The sequence below is a fragment of the Streptomyces sp. NTD107 genome (assembly GCF_059510435.1).
The window spans coordinates 41,163-57,380 of sequence record NZ_JCAJZV010000012.1; the positions used below are offsets into that span (position 1 = coordinate 41,163).

The following is a 16,218-nucleotide window of genomic DNA, read 5'->3' on the forward strand; positions in this document are numbered from 1 at the left end:
GTCGCCAACGGGGCTTGTGAGAAGGCTTTTCCGAGTTGAGATCTGCGGGATACACACGGAAGGGCCGTCCTTCCCCCGATCGGGGGGAAAGACGGCCCAAAATCGCGTGGCCCCCTGGGGTCACTTGCGCAGCAGCGACCTCAGCACATACTGCATGATCCCGCCATTGCGGTAGTAGTCCGCCTCGCCGGGGGTGTCGATCCGGACGGTGGCGTCGAACTCCACGCCGGTGTCCGTGGTGACCTTGACGGTGGCCGGGACGCGGCCCTCGTTCAGCTCGGTGACGCCGGTGAAGGAGAAGGTCTCCTCGCCGGTGAGCCCCAGCGACCCGGCGGTGGCGCCGGCCGGGAACTGGAGCGGGAGGACGCCCATGCCGATCAGGTTGGAGCGGTGGATGCGCTCGTACGACTCGGCGATCACGGCGCGCACCCCGAGCAGCGCGGTGCCCTTGGCGGCCCAGTCGCGGGAGGAGCCGGAGCCGTACTCCTTGCCGGCCAGGATGACCAGCGGGACGCCGGCCGCCTGGTAGTTCTGGGAGGCGTCGTAGATGAAGGAGACCGGCGCGTCCGGCTGGGTGAAGTCGCGGGTGTAGCCGCCCTCGGTGCCCGGCGCGATCTGGTTGCGCAGCCGGATGTTGGCGAAGGTGCCGCGGATCATCACCTCGTGGTTGCCGCGGCGCGAGCCGTAGGAGTTGAAGTCGCGGCGGGTCACGCCGTGCTCGGTGAGGTACTTCCCGGCCGGGGTGTCGGCCTTGATGGCGCCGGCCGGCGAGATGTGGTCAGTGGTGACCGAGTCGCCGAGCTTGGCAAGCACCCGGCCGCCGGAGATGTCGGTGACCGGGGCCGGGTCCATGGTCAGGCCCTCGAAGTACGGGGGCTTGCGGACGTAGGTGGACTCCGGGTCCCACTCGAAGGTGGAGCCGGTGGGGATCGGCAGGGAGTTCCACTGGGCGTCGCCGGCGAAGACATCGGCGTAGCTCTGGCCGAACATCTCCTGGCCGATCGCGGACGCCACGACGTCCTCGACCTCCTTCTCGGAGGGCCAGATGTCGGCGAGGTAGACCGGCTTGCCCTCGGGGTCGGTGCCCAGCGGCTCGGTGGTGATGTCGATCTTCATCGAGCCGGCCAGCGCGTAGGCGACCACCAGCGGCGGGGAGGCCAGGTAGTTCATCTTGACGTCGGGGTTGATCCGGCCCTCGAAGTTGCGGTTGCCGGAGAGCACCGAGACGACGGCGAGGTCGTTGTCGTTGACGGCCTGGGAGATCTCCTCGGGCAGCGGGCCCGAGTTGCCGATGCAGGTGGTGCAGCCGTAGCCGACGAGGTTGAAGCCCAGCTTGTCGAGGTACGGGGTGAGGCCGGCCCGGTCGTAGTAGTCCATGACGACCTTGGAACCGGGCGCCAGGGTGGTCTTGACCCACGGCTTGCGGGTCAGGCCGCGCTCGACCGCCTTCTTGGCCAGCAGCGCCGCGCCGACCATGACGGACGGGTTGGAGGTGTTGGTGCAGGAGGTGATGGCGGCGACGGTGACGGCACCGTGGTCGATCTCGAAGGTGGACCCGTCGGCGGCGGTCACGGTGACCGGCTTGGAGGGGACACCGTCGGAGACGGCGGGGGCGTCGGAGGCCGGGAAGGACTCCTTGCCGGCCTCGTCCGCGTCGGCGGCCGAGACGTAGTTGCGCACGTCGGCGCCGAACTTCTGCTTGGCGTCGGCGAGCGCGATCCGGTCCTGGGGGCGCTTGGGTCCGGCGATGGAGGGGACCACCGTGGCGAGGTCGAGCTCCAGGTACTCGGAGAACACCGGCTCATTGTCGGTGTCCAGCCACAGGCCCTGCTCCTTGGCGTACGCCTCGACGAGCGCCAGCTGCTGGGCGTCGCGGCCGGTGAGCCGCAGGTAGCTGATGGTCTCGTCGTCGATCGGGAAGATCGCGGCGGTGGAGCCGAACTCCGGCGACATGTTGCCGATGGTGGCGCGGTTGGCCAGCGGGATGGCGGAGACGCCCTCGCCGTAGAACTCGACGAACTTGCCGACCACGCCGTGGTTGCGCAGCATCTCGGTGATGGTGAGCACCAGGTCGGTGGCGGTGGTGCCGGTGGGCAGCGCGCCGGTGAGCTTGAAGCCGACCACACGCGGGATGAGCATGGAGACCGGCTGGCCGAGCATGGCGGCCTCGGCCTCGATGCCACCGACGCCCCAGCCGAGCACGCCCAGGCCGTTGACCATGGTGGTGTGCGAGTCGGTGCCGACCAGGGTGTCGGGGTAGGCCTGGCCGTTTCGCACCATGACGGTACGGGCCAGGTGCTCGATGTTGACCTGGTGGACGATGCCGGTGCCGGGCGGGACGACCTTGAACTCGTCGAAGGCGGTCTGGCCCCAGCGCAGGAACTGGTAGCGCTCGCGGTTGCGGCCGTACTCCAGCTCGACGTTCTGCTGGAAGGCGTTGGGGGTGCCGAACTTGTCGGCGATCACGGAGTGGTCGATGACCAGCTCGGCGGGGGCCAGCGGGTTGATCCGGGCCGGGTCGCCGCCCAGCTCGCGGACGGCCTCGCGCATGGTGGCGAGGTCCACCACACAGGGCACGCCGGTGAAGTCCTGCATGATCACCCGGGCGGGGGTGAACTGGATCTCCTGGCTGGGCTGGGCGTTCGGGTCCCAGGAGCCGAGGGCGTTGATGTGCTCGGCGGTGATGTTCGCGCCGTCCTCGGTGCGGAGCAGGTTCTCCAGCAGCACCTTGAGGCTGTACGGGAGGCGGGCGGCACCCTCCACTTTGTCCAGCCGGAAGATCTCATACGACTCGTCGCCCACCCGCAGCGTACCGCGGGCGTCGAAGGTGTTGGCCGACACGACTTTCTCCTTCAGGGACCTTCACTAGATATCTCGATGTCGAGATAACTCTAGTACATCGGCCTCGGCGCCACGCGCCGAGGGGGCTCGTGTCCGGCGGCTCCCCGCACCGGCGTCCGACTCGTCCCGACACCGGCGTTTTGCCCCGGAAACCCGGGCCTCTCACTCCAATGGCCCCCGCCCGGATGCCTCATCTCATATCTGAGATAGGGTCGCTCACATGACCGATGACTACCTCGCCCGGATCGGGCAGCTCATCCGGGACGCCCGCCAACATCGTGGCTGGACGCAACTGCAACTGGCCGACGCGCTCGGCACCTCGCAGAGTGCCGTCAACCGGATCGAGCGGGGGAATCAGAACATCAGCCTTGAGATGATCGCCCGCATCGGCGAGGCCCTCGACAGCGAGATCGTGTCGCTGGGCTACTCCGGCCCGATGCATCTGCGGGTGGTCGGCGGGCGCCGGCTCTCCGGCAGCATCGACGTCAAGACGAGCAAGAACGCCTGCGTCGCGCTGCTGTGCGCCTCCCTCCTCAACTCCGGCCGCACCGTGCTGCGCAAGGTGGCCAGGATCGAAGAGGTCTTCCGCATCCTGGAGGTGCTCAACTCCATCGGCGTCCGCACCCGCTGGATCAACGGCGGCGCCGACCTGGAGGTGCAGCCCCCGCAGCAGCTGAACCTGGACGGCATCGACGCGGACGCGGCCCGCCGTACCCGCAGCATCATCATGTTCCTCGGGCCGCTGCTGCACCGCGAGACCCACTTCAAGATCCCCTACGCGGGCGGCTGCGACCTGGGCACCCGCACCATCGAGCCGCACATGACGGCGCTGCGCCGGTTCGGGCTGGAGATCACCGCGACCGAGGGCATGTACCACGCCACCGTCAACCGGCAGATCAACCCCGAGCGGCCGATCGTGCTGACCGAGCGCGGCGACACCGCCACCGAGAACGCCGTACTGGCCGCCGCCCGGCACGACGGGGTGACGGTGATCCGCAACGCCTCCTCCAACTACATGGTCCAGGACCTGTGCTTCTTCCTGGAGGAGCTGGGCGTACGGGTGGAGGGCGTGGGCACCACCACCCTCACCGTGCACGGCGTGCCCCGCATCGACCGCGACGTCGACTACTCCCCCTCCGAGGACCCGGTCGAGGCCATGAGCCTGATCGCCGCCGCCGTCATCACCGAGTCGGAACTGACCATCCGGCGGGTCCCGGTGGAGTTCCTGGAGGTGGAGCTGGCCGTCCTGGAGGGCATGGGCCTCAACCACGACCTGAGCGCCGAATACCCGGCGGACAACGGCCGTACCCGGCTCGCCGACCTGACGGTGCGCCCCTCCAAACTGGAGGCGCCCATCGACAAGATCCACCCGATGCCGTTCCCCGGCCTCAATATCGACAACGTCCCGTTCTTCGCGGCCATCGCCGCCTCCGCGCACGGCTCCACCTTGATCCACGACTGGGTGTACGACAACCGAGCCATCTATCTCACCGATCTGAACCGGCTCGGCGGCCGTCTCCAGCTGCTGGACCCGCACCGGGTCCTGGTGGAGGGCACCACCCGCTGGCGCGCCGCCGAGATGATGTGCCCCCCGGCCCTGCGCCCGGCGGTGGTGGTCCTGCTGGCGATGATGGCGGCCGAGGGCACCTCGGTGCTCCGCAATGTCTACGTGATCAACCGCGGCTACGAAGACCTGGCCGAACGCCTCAACTCGGTGGGCGCCCAGATCGAGACCTTCCGCGACATCTGACCCCCACCCCCAACCGCCGCACCCCGTCCGACCCATCACCATCACGGTGGATCGGACACGGGGCGCGACGGCATTTCCGAGCCACCCCTGCACATGGTCGACCCATCCCCGCGTCTGCGGGGGACTTCGAGCGGCGCCACTTGCGGTGAGACGTTGCGTGGAGCGCTGCGTTCCAGCGCGTGGTCGATCAGCTCGCGTATCGCCTGGGCGTCGCCGAAGCGACGCCGGAACACGTGTTCTCGACGATGAAGCCGAAGGGGACGGTGGGACGTTCGTGCATCGTCTCCGGGCGGTGCATTCGGGCGACGAGCTGCGCCTCCAGCTCTTCGTCGTGCCCTCGAACACCGCCCGCGCGTATGTCTGCGACTGCAACAGCCCCGGCACCAGCCGACATTCGTGCGTGCACAGGCTCACCGGCTCGCGTTCCAGCCGCGTCCAGCGGCGGAACCATGCCGCCAATCCGGCCTCGGCCCCCGGCGCAATGCGCCGGTGTTGCCGAGGGCTTCTTCCGCGCGTTCCACGAACGCGTCGTCCGGCATCCGGTGGCCCCGTTCCGCGGAATCGACGGTGTGCCTGGAGTGCCGCACCCGCTCGGCGAGTTCGACGCGGCTGAGTCCGACGTGTTCGCGGACCGGGCAGAAGGTACGCAGACTGTCGGAGGGGTGGGGTTCGCGTTCTCATTACCCCGCGCTCTCCCACCCGCCCTCAGCCTGTGAGGACACCGCCCGCGTACTGTCCACTCCGCGTGTGCGTACGTTGACCCCGTGTACGGGGCGAAGGGATCGCGGACGCGCGGAACAGCCGCCCATTCGGCGGCATGAACCAAGCGACTCCACACGTCGGCACCGCCGTCCGCACCACGACTCGGTTGTTCCCGTCCACTTGGCACGGGACCCGGCGCTCGCGCGGCTGCTGGGTGTGGATGAGCTGCGGTGCTGGGGCGCACCGGAGGATCTGGGCGAGCGGGCCGAGATGGTCATCGCGGAACTCGCCACCAACGCCGCGCTGCCCGGCCCTGATGTGCGGCTCGGGATGGTCTTCGCCGCCTCGGCAGGCCGTCTGCGGGTCGAGGTCACGGATGCCCAGGGGGGATGTCTATCCGCAGGCTTCCTCAATGTGCGCCATGGTCGACGAGTTGTTGCCCTCCGGGCGCGGCCCGGCGCTGGTCGCAGCGCTCAGTGACCGCTGGGACGCCGTTCCCTGTCCGCCGAGTGGGAATCTCGACGAGAGGGACAGGTGGCTGACGCGCGCCCGTCGGGCGGGGAGCGGTGTGCTCCCCGACCGACGGATGTGGTCGGGCGCGTGGCGGCGCTGGTCGTCGCCCTGTTGTGTCCCCTGCCGCGAACGGTCGGGCATCGCTTGAAGGTCTTAAGCGATGGGCTCCCTGGTGGCTGACCTGTCGGGGGCTGCCGCCGCGTTGCTCTCCGGTGTGCGCGAGCCGTTCGCCGCAAGGCGTGCGGCGAGTGCCTCGCCCTCGACGTCCACGGTGGGGACGAGGCGGTCCATCGCGCGGGGCATCCACCAGATGCGCCGGCCGATGATGAACATGGCGGCGGGGACGATGAGCATGCGGACCAGGAACGCGTCGACGAGGACGCCGACGGCCAGGGCGAAGCCGATGGTCTTCAGGATGATGTCGTCGGTGAGCGTGAAGCCCGCGAAGACGCCGACCATGATGAGGGCGGCGGCGCCCACGACGCGGGCGCTGTGGGTGAATCCGTCGATGACCGCCTGCCGTGCCGGAGTTCCGTGCACGTACGCCTCTCGCATGCGGGTGACGAGGAAGACCTCGTAGTCCATGGCCAGGCCGAACAGGATGCCGGTGAGCAGGATCGGCAGCAGGAACAGCACCGGGCCGGTGGCGTCGAGTCCGACGAGTTCGTTCAGCCAGCCCCACTGGAAGACCGCGACGGTCGCGCCCATCGAGGCACCGACGGAGAAGAGGAAGCCGAGGGCGGCCTTCAGCGGGACCCAGATGGAGCGGAAGACCGCGATGAGCAGGACAACGGCCAGCCCCACGACGACGGCGAGGTAGAGCGGGAACACGTCGATGAGTTCGTTGGAGATGTCGACGTCGACGGCGGTGAGGCCGGTGACCATCGCGCGGGCCCCGGTCCGGTCGGGCAGGTCCGCCAGGGTGGCGCGGAGGTCGGCGACGAGGTCCTTGGTGGACTGGTGCGAGGGCCCGGCGGCGGGGATCACCGTAAGGGTCGCGAACCGCGCCGTCTCCAACTGCTGCGTGTAGGCCCGCACCTCCTCTGGGTGGTCGCCGATCAGGGCCGGGATGACGGCGGCGATGGGGGAATCGTCGCGGGCCGCCAGTACCGCCAGGGTCTCGGTGGCGGTGTCGACCGCCGTGGCGGGCTCCGGGGCCCGGTCGGTGTCGACGACCACGAGCAGCGGGCCGTTGGCTCCGGCCCCGAACTGGTCGGAGATCAGGTCGTAGGCGACGCGGGCGTCGCTGTCGGCGGGCTTGGTGCTGTCACCGGGGAGCGCGAGTTGCAGGGAGGCCACGGGGAGGGCGGCCACGGCGGCGATCGCGATCCCCGCCACGAGTGCGGGCCAGCGGTGCCGGGCGAGGCCCTCGACCCAGCGGCGGCCGAGGGTACGGGGCTCGGCGGGGGTGTCGTCGGTGCCGGGTGCGGTGGTGGGCTTCTTCGGAAAGCGCCGTGCGGTGACGCGGGTGCCGCCGAGGCCGAGGAGCGCGGGCAGCAGGGTGAGGGCGACGAGTACGGCGATGGCCACGGTGAAGGCTCCGCCCAGGCCCATCTCGGTGAGGAAGCCGATGCCGCACACGCAGAGGCCGACGAGCGCGATGATCACGGTGAGTCCGGCGAACACCACCGCCGAGCCGGCGGTGCCCACGGCGCGGCCGGCCGCTTCCTCCAGTGGGCGGCCCTGACGTACCTCGGTCCGGTAGCGGGAGAGGATGAAGAGCGCGTAGTCGATGCCGACGGCCAGGCCGAGCATCGTGCCGAGCGCGGGGGTGGTGGTGCTCAGCTCGGTGAAGCCGGTCAGGGTCGCGATGGCGGCGATGCCGACGCCGACACCGAACAGCGCGGTGAGCAGCGGCATTCCGGCCGCGAGGAGCGAGCCGAAGGTGAGGGTGAGCACCACGAGGGCGATGGCGACGCCGATGAGTTCGGCGAGGGCTCCGTCCATCTCCACGCCCAGGACATCGCCGCCGACGGTGGCCGTCAGGCCGGCCCGCTCGGCGATGTCGCGGGCGGTTTCGAGGGCTTCGCGGTCCGCCGGGGCGAGGTCGGGGGCGCTGTGGGCGTAGCTGACCGAGGCGTAGCCGGTGCGTCCGTCCTCGGAGACGGCGCCGATGGTGAACGGGTCGAGGACCGCCAGGACGTTGTCGGTCGTCAGTGCGGCGAGGGCGTCGGTGACGGCTTGCCGGGGGGCGGGGTCGGTGAGCGACGCGCCGTCGGGTGCCTGGAAGACGACCCTGGCGGAGGCGCCGTCCGGGGCGGCCTCGGGGTCACGGTCCTTGATGAGGTCGAACGCGCGGGTTGATTCCAGGCCGGACAGCTCGAAGTTGTCGTTCGTCCTGCCGGAGAGGGTCGCCGCTCCGACCGCGATGGTGAGAAGCAGCAGGGTCCACAGTCCCACCACGGTCCAGCGGTGCCGGAACGACCAGCGCCCGAGCCGGAACAACTGCCATGCCATGCCCATTCCTCCTGTGTGTGCTCGTCCGGGCCGCTTCGGGTGGGTGTGGCCACCGGGAAGTCGCCCGCGTGGGCTCCTCGTTCGCGTCACCGTGCAGCGAGGGGTGGCGACGTGAGCGGTCACTGGAACGACCGTACCGCAAATATATCCAGGTGGATATTTTCGTGGTCGCGGTCTTAGGATCGAGCGGGCCACGCCGCGCCGCACCGGCCCGGCCCGGCGAGCGCAGTGGAGGTGTGCCATGACCGAGCAGGAACCCCCGGGCGCCCGGGCGCCACGGCAGGAGGGCGAGGCGAAGCGGGGAAAGTACGCGAAGGGCCTCGCCCGGCGGCAGCAGATCATCGACGAGGTGCTGGCGGTCTATGTCCGGCTCGGGTTCGAGGGCACGTCGCTGCGCGCCGTCGCGGAGGCGATCGGCGTGACACATCCGGTGCTCAAGCACCACTTCGGCACCCGCGAACAGCTCTTCCTGGAGGTGCTCCAGGAGTACGACCGGCGCTTCCTCGACGCCACCGACGAGGGCAGCGGCTCCTTCATCGACCTCGTCCGGCGCTCGGCGGAGCACAGCATGCGGGTGCCGGGGCTGATGGCCCTGCTGAACAGCATGGTGGCGCACGCACTGGAGGCCGGGAACGACCGCTCACGGGCGCACTTCTCCGAGCGGTACGCCCATCTGAGGGGAGAGATCAAGGCGCTCCTCGAAGAAGGCCGGGCGGCGGGAACCGTCCGCTCGGACATCCCCCTCGACGATGCGGCCTCGCTGGTCCTCGCGGCGGCCGACGGGCTCAGCACCCAGTGGCTGCTCGACGAAGGCGCCGATCTCAAGAGCGGGTTGCTGCTGCTGGAACGGCTCCTCCAGCCGCCGGGCGGCCAGGCACCGCCGTCCTGATGGGCCCCACGGCGTTGTTCAGGCGGCCGGCACCGGGGTGGCGGGACGGGGGGTCGGGCCGGACGGCGGGGCCCGGCCGGTCACAGGGCGGCGAACAGGTCCCGGAGCGGGGCGGGGACGTCCTGCGGCCCGAGGGCCTCGACGAGGACCTGGCCGTAGCGGATCTTGCGCCCCTTCTTGGTGCCGAGGAAACGCCGCACCCGCTGGTGCGCGGTCCGCTCGCGCTGGGCGGGCTGGCGTTCGAAGGTCTCCAGGGCGCACAGATCGCCCTCCGCCCGGATCAGTTCGCGCACCCGGGACACACCGAGAGCGCGGATCAGCTCGTCCTCCAGGTCGGCCGCGCAGACGAAGAACGTCCGCGGCACGATGGCCCCGGGCTCCAGTGCCCTCGCGTAGAAGGGACGCTCCCCCTCGTCGCACAGTCCGGTCAGGCGCAGGCCCAGACCCGTCGGCCCGAGGAGGCGGGCGAAGCGCCCCACGCTCATCGCGCCGCCGATGGGCAGCACGCAGACCCCTTCGGCATCCAGGTTCCGGCCGCGGCGGGCGGCCAGCGCGTTGACCGCCGCGACGTCGCTGGGGCCCTCCAGCAGGACGGCCGCCCGGACGGGCAGCCGCGCGGCCAGCTCGCCGGCCGCGTCACCGGGGCCACCGGCCGCCCAGCCGATGACCGCCTCCCGAAAGGACTCCATGTCAGCCATGGGCCCGAGTCTCCCCCCTCGGCGGCCGGAGCGGCACGGGTTTTCCGCCGGCACACCCATGTGTGGAAAGTGTGTGATCCGGGCGCGTGTCGGTGCATGATCGTGTGCGGGAGTGGGGAACCTTATCCGCAGACGGTCAACCATCTGACTGCGCTGAGGAGTTACGTCATGACCCAGACGACGACGCATCAGACCTCCGGCCTCGCGATGGGGCACCGGACCGCGCGCTGGACGCTGGTGCTGTTCGCCGTCACCGGGGTGCTGGCGCTGCTCGCCTCCCCCGTCATCGCCCTGTACGGGCTGCTGTTCGGCGCGGGCGGGCTGGTCGCCACCGGGGTGCTGGCCCGGCGGCACGAGAGCACCGGTACGACGGCCGCCACCGTGGTCTTCGCCGGGCTGCTGGCCGGCAGCCTGCCGTATCTGCTGGCCGGGGCGTTCCTGTGACCCCTCAGGTCACAGCCAGTCGTTGCGGCGGAAGAGGAAGTACAGCAGCACCGTGACCGCCACGATCAGCGCGCTGGACGTGATCAGGCCGACGTGGTCGCTGAAGCCCGGGTACGGCACGTTCTGGCCGTAGAAGCCGGTGATCGCGGTGGGCACCGCGATGATCGCCGCCCAGCTGGTCACCTTCTTCATGATGAGGTTCATCCGGTTGCTCTGGACGGAGAGGTTGGTCTCCATCACCGAGGCCACCATGTCGCGCAGCGACTCCGTCCATTCGGCGGCGCGCAGCACATGGTCGTACACGTCCTGGTAGTACGGCATGAGCGGGTCGGTGACCACCCGCAGCCCCGGGCGCATGAGGGTGTTGATCACCTCGCGCATCGGCAGCACCACCCGGCGCAGCCGTACCAGTGATTTGCGCAGCTCGTACGCGTCGCGCTGCACCTGGCGGATCCGGCTCGCGTCCTCGGCGAACAGCAGCTCCTCCAGTTCCTCGATGGCGTCGTCCATCTGCTGCACGGCCTGGAAGTGCCCGTCCACCAGATGGTCGAGCAGCCCGTGCAGCAGGAAGCCCACCCCCTGGCCGGCCAGCTCGGGGCTGTCGTCCCAGCGGGCCACCACGTCGTCCATGTCGAACCGGTCGTCCTGGCGCACCGTGATCAGCGCCCGCGGGGTGAGGAAGGCGGAGATCTCGCTGGTACGCAGCCGGCCGCCCGGCCCGTCGACCGTCACCGCGTAGCCGCTGAAGAACTCGTGCTCCCGGTAGCGGTCGAGTTTGGGCCGCTGGCCGGCGCTGGCGGCGTCCTCCAGGGCCAGCTCATGGATGCCGAACGCCTGCCCCACCCGGGCGAGCTTCTCCTGGGACGGCCGGAAGAGATCCAGCCAGATCAGCGCGCCCGGCTCGGCGAGATACCCGGAGATGTCGTGGACCGGGAAATTCTCCAGCGCCAGGGAGCCATCGCGGTACAGCCGGGTGCGCGCCATGATCCGACAGTAGGGCGCGGGAGGGCATGGCGCAGGATGGGGCCATGACCTTCCATGTCGACTCCGAGACCGGGCGGCTGCGCCGCGTCATCCTGCACCGGCCAGGGCTGGAACTGAAGCGGCTCACCCCCAGCAACAAGAACGATCTGCTCTTCGACGATGTGCTGTGGGTACGCAGGGCGCAGCAGGAGCACGACATCTTCGCGGAGCTGCTGCGCGAGCGCGGCGTGACCGTCCATCTGTTCGGGGAGCTGCTCGCCGAGTCGCTGGCGATCCCGGCGGCCCGCGAGCTGGTGCTGGATCGGGTCTTCGACGAGCGCGAGTACGGGCCGCTGGCCACCGATGAGCTGCGGGCGGTGTTCGAGGGGCTGCCGGACGGCGAGCTGGCGCAGGCGCTGATCGGGGGCATGACCAAGCGGGAGTATCTGGCGGCGCACCGGGAACCGTCCTCGGTGCGGTTCCATGTGATGGAGCCGGACGACTTCCTGCTCCAGCCGCTGCCCAATCACCTCTTCACCCGGGACACCTCGGCGTGGGTGTACGACGGGGTGGCGATCAACGCGATGCGCTGGCCGGCCCGGCAGCGCGAGAGCGTGCACTTCGAGGCGGTGTACGGGCACCATCCGCTGTTCGCGGGCCCGCAGGCGGGTCCGTTCCACCGCTGGTCGCGGGGGGAGGGCGGGCATCCGTCCACCATCGAGGGCGGGGACGTGCTGGTGATCGGCGGCGGGGCCGTCCTGGTGGGGATGAGCGAGCGGACCACCCCGCAGGCGGTGGAGCTGCTGGCGCGGCGGCTGTTCGCGACGGGGTCGGCGCGCGTCATCGTGGCGCTGGACATGCCCAAGCGGCGGGCGTTCATGCATCTGGACACGGTGCTGACGATGGTGGACGGCGAGACCTTCACGCAGTACGCGGGGCTGGGGATGCTGCGCTCGTACACCATCGAGCCGGGGTCGGACGACGGTGAGCTGAAGGTGACCGACCATCCGGCGGAGCACATGCACCGGGCGATCGCGGCGGCGCTCGGCCTGGATTCGATCCGGGTGCTGACCGCGACCCAGGATGTGCACGCGGCGGAGCGGGAGCAGTGGGACGACGGCTGCAATGTGCTGGCGGTGGAGCCGGGGGTGGTGGTGACGTACGAGCGGAACGTGACCACCAACACGTATCTGCGGGCCAACGGGATCGAGGTGCTGGAGATCCCGGGCAGCGAGCTGGGGCGGGGGCGGGGCGGGCCGCGCTGCATGAGCTGCCCGGTGGAGCGGGATCCGGTGAGCTGAGGTGAGCTGACCGACGCCTTGCATAGCCATGAGGGGCACCGTATACACTTCCATCGAAGTCATGTCATCAGTCATCTTTTCGACCCGGGAGCCCCTCATGGCGACAGAACTCACCGGCCGCCACCTGCTCAAGGAGCTGGACCTCACCCCCGGGGAGTTCCGTTCGCTGATCGCGCTGGCCGCCGAACTCAAGGCCGCCCGGCGGGCCGGCACCGAGCAGCGGCGGCTGGTGGGCAGGAACATCGCCCTGATCTTCGAGAAGAGCTCCACCCGTACCCGCTGCTCGTTCGAGGTGGCGGCGGCCGAGCAGGGAGCCGCCACCACCTACCTCGACCCGTCCGGCACCCACATCGGGTACAAGGAGTCGGCCAAGGACACCGCCCGGGTGCTCGGCCGGATGTTCGACGCGATCCAGTACCGGGGTTCCGGCCAGCACACCGTGGAGGAGCTGGCGGCGCACGCCGGGGTGCCGGTGTACAACGGCCTCACCGACGACTGGCACCCCACCCAGATGCTCGCCGATGTGCTGACCATGACCGAGCACAGCAACCTGCCGCTGGAGCGGATCGCCTACGCCTATCTGGGCGACGCGCGCAACAACATGGGCAACTCCTACCTGATCACCGGCGCGCTGCTCGGCATGGACGTGCGGATCGTCGCGCCACGCGCGCTGTGGCCCACCGACGGTGTGGTCGGCGAGGCACGGGCGCTGGCGGAGCGCACCGGGGCGCGGATCACGCTCACCGAGGACGTGGCGGAGGGCGTGGCGGGCGCGGACTTCGTCGCCACCGATGTGTGGGTGTCGATGGGCGAGCCCGTCCAGACCTGGGAGGAGCGGATCGGACTGCTGACGCCGTACGCGGTCACCATGGACGTACTGCGCGCCACCGGCAAGCCGGGCGTGCGCTTCCTGCACTGCCTGCCGGCCTTCCACGACCTGGGCACCCGGGTGGGCCAGGAGCTGTACGAGCGGTACGGGCTCAGCTCGCTGGAGGTCACCGACGAGGTGTTCGAGTCGGAGCACTCGGTGGTCTTCGACCAGGCGGAGAACCGCATGCACACCATCAAGGCGCTGATGGTCGCGACGCTGGGCTGACCCCGCCGGGAATTGCGTTGATCGGCGGCCGGACCAGCTGATATCTCTCGGGGATGCTGACCGGAGAACGGGTACGACTGCGGGCGATGGAGCCCGAGGACGCCGAAGCGCTGTGGCGCTGGAACCACGACCCGGAGGTGATGCGCTGGCTGGACACCTCCTATCCGCAGTCGCTGGCACACACCCGCCGCCGGATGGAGGAGCGGGAGCCCAACAGCAGCTATGAGCGGCTGCTGCTGGCCATCGAGACCCGCGACGAGGGCCGGCTGATCGGGGTGACCTGCCTGCGCGACTTCGAGGCCGAGAACGGCATGGCCGTGCTGGACATCTACCTGGGCGAGAAGGACTCCTGGGGCCAGGGCTACGGCACGGACGCGGTCCGTACCCTGTGCCGCTACGGCTTCGACCAGCTGCGGCTGCACTCCATCACCCTGTGGGTGGTGGCGGACAACGCCGCCGCCCGCCGCGCGTACGCCAAGGCCGGCTTCACCGAGGACGGCCGCCAACGCGAGGGCTTCCGCCGCGACGGCCGCTGGCACGATCTGATCCTGATGACCGTCCTGGAGACCGAACTGCTCCTCCCCACCCGACCCTCGTGATCCGTTACGAGGACGACATGGCCACGATCAACGCGGCCATGCTCGGCGGCGGTTTCTTCGCCGGCTGGCCCCGGCCTGCCACGCCCGAGCAGCATCTGGCCGTGCTGCGCGGCAGTTGTCGTGCGGTGGTGGCGCTCGACGATGACGCACCGGAGCGTGCGGTCGGCTTTGTGCACATGATCAGCGACGGGGTACTGACCGCCGCGATCCCGTGGCTGGAGGTGCTGCCCACCCACCGGGGCCGCGGCATCGGCACCGAGCTGATGCGCCGGGTGCTGAAAGGCACCGAGCACCTGTACTCCGTCGACGTCCTGTGCGACACCCCGCTCCAGCCGTACTACGCGCGCTTCGGCATGGCCCCGGTGCCCGGGGCCGGACTCCGCCGACCGGAGACGCTGGGCCCGGCAGGTTAACCCTCGGCCGGGCGTTCGCGCGGGGCGTCAGCCCGGCCGGGTGCCGACGATGGTGGCCAGGTCGGGGGCCAGGCGGAGTTCCGTCGCGCGCAGGGCGGGGTGGGTCAGCCAGTGGAGGCGGGGGTGGTCGGGGGCGCCCTGGTGGGTGGGGGGCCAGGTGGTGGCGGGGGTGAAGTCGTCGATGACCACCGTGCCGTGGGCGGCGAGCAGCCGCTCCGGGTCGGCCGGGGTGTCCCCCGGTGTCTTGCCCTGGCCGCCGCCGTCCAGCACCAGCAGATCGAACGGGCCGTGCGCCCCGATCGCCGTCCAGTCGGCGTGCAGCACCGTCACCCGCGCGTCGTCCGCGAACAGCCCGGCCGCCCACTCGGCCCGCCGCGCGTCACGTTCGACGCTCACCAGCCGTACCCCGGGACCCGCCCCGGCGGCCAGCCAGGCCAGGCCCACCCCGCAGCCCGTACCGGTCTCCCCGATCACCCCGGCGGCACCGGCGGCCCCGCCCGCCAGCGCGTACAGCAGCCGGCCCTGCTCCGGGCGGCAGGAGAACGCGAAGCCGGCCCGCTCCGCCACCCGCACCGCCCGGGCCACCGGCGCAGGCAGATCGGTGAGTTGCTTGTAGGCGTTTGTCCCGCGCTCCGTCATGGGGTGATGATGTCCCATGACGTACTCCTCGTGAACGAGGGGATCCGCAGGGTTCCGCAACGAAGGAATCGGATGAGCCTCCCTTATCTCTCCCATGATGTGGCAGGAGATGGCCCGGCGGTGCTGCTGCTGCACTCCTCGGTCTGCGACCGCCGGATGTGGGATCCGCAGTGGCGGGTTCTGATCGACGCGGGTTTTCAGCTGGTTCGGCCCGACTTCCGGGGGCACGGCGACAGTCCGGCCCCGCTCGGCCCGCACAGTGACGCGGAGGATGTCCGGGATCTGCTGGATGAGTTGAATGTGGACCGGGCCGCCGTGATCGGCTCCTCCTTCGGGGGGCGGGTGGCGCTGGAGTTCGCCGCCCGCTGGCCCGAACGGGTGGGATCGCTGGCCCTGTTGTGCGCGGGCGCACCCGGCCACCACCCCTCGGCGGCGCTCGCCGCCTTCTCGGACAAGGAGGATCAGCTGATCGAGGCCGGCGACATCGCCGGAGCCGTCGAACTCAATGTGAGCACCTGGCTGGGCCCGGACGCCGACGGCAACACCAGGGCGATGGTACGGCTGATGCAGCGCCGGGCGTTCGATGTGCAACTGGCCGCCGAGGAGTACGAGGCGGAAGATCCGCCGCCGGAGCCGCCTCGGCTGTCCCGGATCGGCGCGACTCCCGTCCTGGCGGTCTCCGGCGCGCACGACTTCCCGGACTTCCGGGAGATCGCCGCCTCCCTGCCGCACCAGCTGCCGAACGCCCGCCATCGTGAGCTGCCCTGGGCCGGCCATCTGCCGTCCCTGGAACGGCCGGCGGAGGCGGCGGCCCTGCTGGCCGGATTTCTGCGCGACCCCCTGTGACAAGGGCCGGAGCGCACGGCGGCCGGGCGGGGAAGCAAGGGCCGGCGCGCGCTCCGGAGGGTGACGG

Annotated in this window: 14 protein-coding genes and 1 pseudogene; 9 read left to right on the top strand and 6 right to left on the bottom strand. The window is 70.5% G+C overall.

The window, feature by feature from the left end; translation table 11 throughout:
* Positions 1 to 120: 120 nt before the first annotated feature.
* Complete coding sequence (acnA, locus tag AC5WRL_RS21890) at positions 121 to 2,841, bottom strand: aconitate hydratase AcnA (protein WP_496090335.1); 2,721 nt, start codon at positions 2,839 to 2,841, stop codon at positions 121 to 123.
* A 220-nt stretch (positions 2,842 to 3,061) separates the two neighbouring features.
* Here acnA and AC5WRL_RS21895 point away from each other — a divergent pair, with 220 nt between their 5' ends.
* Positions 3,062 to 4,591 carry a helix-turn-helix domain-containing protein gene (locus tag AC5WRL_RS21895; protein ID WP_496090336.1) on the top strand — a complete coding sequence of 510 codons (1,530 nt, stop codon included), beginning with the start codon at positions 3,062 to 3,064 and terminating at the stop codon, positions 4,589 to 4,591.
* Positions 4,592 to 4,716: 125 nt separating this feature from the next.
* Here the strand turns inward: AC5WRL_RS21895 and AC5WRL_RS21900 are convergent.
* Positions 4,717 to 5,268: pseudogene (locus AC5WRL_RS21900) on the bottom strand (Scr1 family TA system antitoxin-like transcriptional regulator); the annotation flags it as partial.
* Between the two features lie 205 nt (positions 5,269 to 5,473).
* Between AC5WRL_RS21900 and AC5WRL_RS21905 the strand changes: the two are divergent.
* Positions 5,474 to 5,773 (top strand): hypothetical protein, encoded by a 300-nt coding sequence (locus AC5WRL_RS21905; protein WP_496090337.1) that lies wholly within the window; start codon positions 5,474 to 5,476, stop codon positions 5,771 to 5,773.
* Between the two features lie 186 nt (positions 5,774 to 5,959).
* Here AC5WRL_RS21905 and AC5WRL_RS21910 read toward each other — a convergent pair whose 3' ends face one another.
* A complete protein-coding gene (locus AC5WRL_RS21910) occupies positions 5,960 to 8,263 on the bottom strand; it encodes an MMPL family transporter (RefSeq protein ID WP_496090338.1) in 2,304 nt (767 codons plus the stop codon).
* A 241-nt stretch (positions 8,264 to 8,504) separates the two neighbouring features.
* On the opposite strand from AC5WRL_RS21910, the gene AC5WRL_RS21915 reads away from it, so the two are divergent.
* Positions 8,505 to 9,152: a TetR/AcrR family transcriptional regulator gene (locus AC5WRL_RS21915; protein WP_496090339.1), complete on the top strand. Its 648-nt coding sequence runs from the start codon at positions 8,505 to 8,507 to the stop codon at positions 9,150 to 9,152.
* 80 nt (positions 9,153 to 9,232) lie between these two features.
* Here the strand turns inward: AC5WRL_RS21915 and AC5WRL_RS21920 are convergent, their stop codons facing one another.
* Positions 9,233 to 9,850, bottom strand: a complete 618-nt coding sequence (locus tag AC5WRL_RS21920; RefSeq protein WP_496090340.1) for a TOPRIM nucleotidyl transferase/hydrolase domain-containing protein — start codon at positions 9,848 to 9,850, stop codon at positions 9,233 to 9,235.
* A 168-nt stretch (positions 9,851 to 10,018) separates the two neighbouring features.
* Between AC5WRL_RS21920 and AC5WRL_RS21925 the strand changes: the two genes are divergently transcribed.
* A complete protein-coding gene (locus AC5WRL_RS21925) occupies positions 10,019 to 10,294 on the top strand; it encodes a hypothetical protein (RefSeq protein ID WP_496090341.1) in 276 nt (91 codons plus the stop codon).
* A 9-nt stretch (positions 10,295 to 10,303) separates the two neighbouring features.
* Here the strand turns inward: AC5WRL_RS21925 and AC5WRL_RS21930 are convergent, their stop codons facing one another.
* Positions 10,304 to 11,278 (bottom strand): magnesium transporter CorA family protein, encoded by a 975-nt coding sequence (locus tag AC5WRL_RS21930; RefSeq protein ID WP_496090342.1) that lies wholly within the window; start codon positions 11,276 to 11,278, stop codon positions 10,304 to 10,306.
* Between the two features lie 44 nt (positions 11,279 to 11,322).
* On the opposite strand from AC5WRL_RS21930, the gene AC5WRL_RS21935 reads away from it, so the two are divergent.
* The 4 genes from AC5WRL_RS21935 (at position 11,323) to AC5WRL_RS21950 (ending at position 14,666) form a co-directional block, all read left to right on the top strand.
* Positions 11,323 to 12,558 carry an arginine deiminase gene (locus AC5WRL_RS21935; RefSeq protein ID WP_496090343.1) on the top strand — a complete coding sequence of 412 codons (1,236 nt, stop codon included), beginning with the start codon at positions 11,323 to 11,325 and terminating at the stop codon, positions 12,556 to 12,558.
* Positions 12,559 to 12,655: 97 nt separating this feature from the next.
* Positions 12,656 to 13,654, top strand: a complete 999-nt coding sequence (gene argF / locus AC5WRL_RS21940; RefSeq protein WP_496090344.1) for an ornithine carbamoyltransferase — start codon at positions 12,656 to 12,658, stop codon at positions 13,652 to 13,654.
* A 53-nt stretch (positions 13,655 to 13,707) separates the two neighbouring features.
* Positions 13,708 to 14,253, top strand: a complete 546-nt coding sequence (locus AC5WRL_RS21945; RefSeq protein ID WP_496090345.1) for a GNAT family N-acetyltransferase — start codon at positions 13,708 to 13,710, stop codon at positions 14,251 to 14,253.
* A 17-nt stretch (positions 14,254 to 14,270) separates the two neighbouring features.
* Positions 14,271 to 14,666, top strand: coding sequence for a GNAT family N-acetyltransferase (locus AC5WRL_RS21950; RefSeq protein ID WP_496090346.1), 396 nt, complete (start codon positions 14,271 to 14,273; stop codon positions 14,664 to 14,666).
* A 27-nt stretch (positions 14,667 to 14,693) separates the two neighbouring features.
* Here the strand turns inward: AC5WRL_RS21950 and AC5WRL_RS21955 are convergent, their stop codons facing one another.
* Positions 14,694 to 15,305, bottom strand: coding sequence for an O-methyltransferase (locus tag AC5WRL_RS21955; RefSeq protein ID WP_496090438.1), 612 nt, complete (start codon positions 15,303 to 15,305; stop codon positions 14,694 to 14,696).
* 72 nt (positions 15,306 to 15,377) lie between these two features.
* Here AC5WRL_RS21955 and AC5WRL_RS21960 point away from each other — a divergent pair, with 72 nt between their 5' ends.
* On the top strand, positions 15,378 to 16,151 hold the full coding sequence (locus AC5WRL_RS21960; protein WP_496090347.1) for an alpha/beta fold hydrolase: 774 nt from the start codon (positions 15,378 to 15,380) through the stop codon (positions 16,149 to 16,151).
* The last annotated feature ends 67 nt before the right edge of the window (positions 16,152 to 16,218 follow it).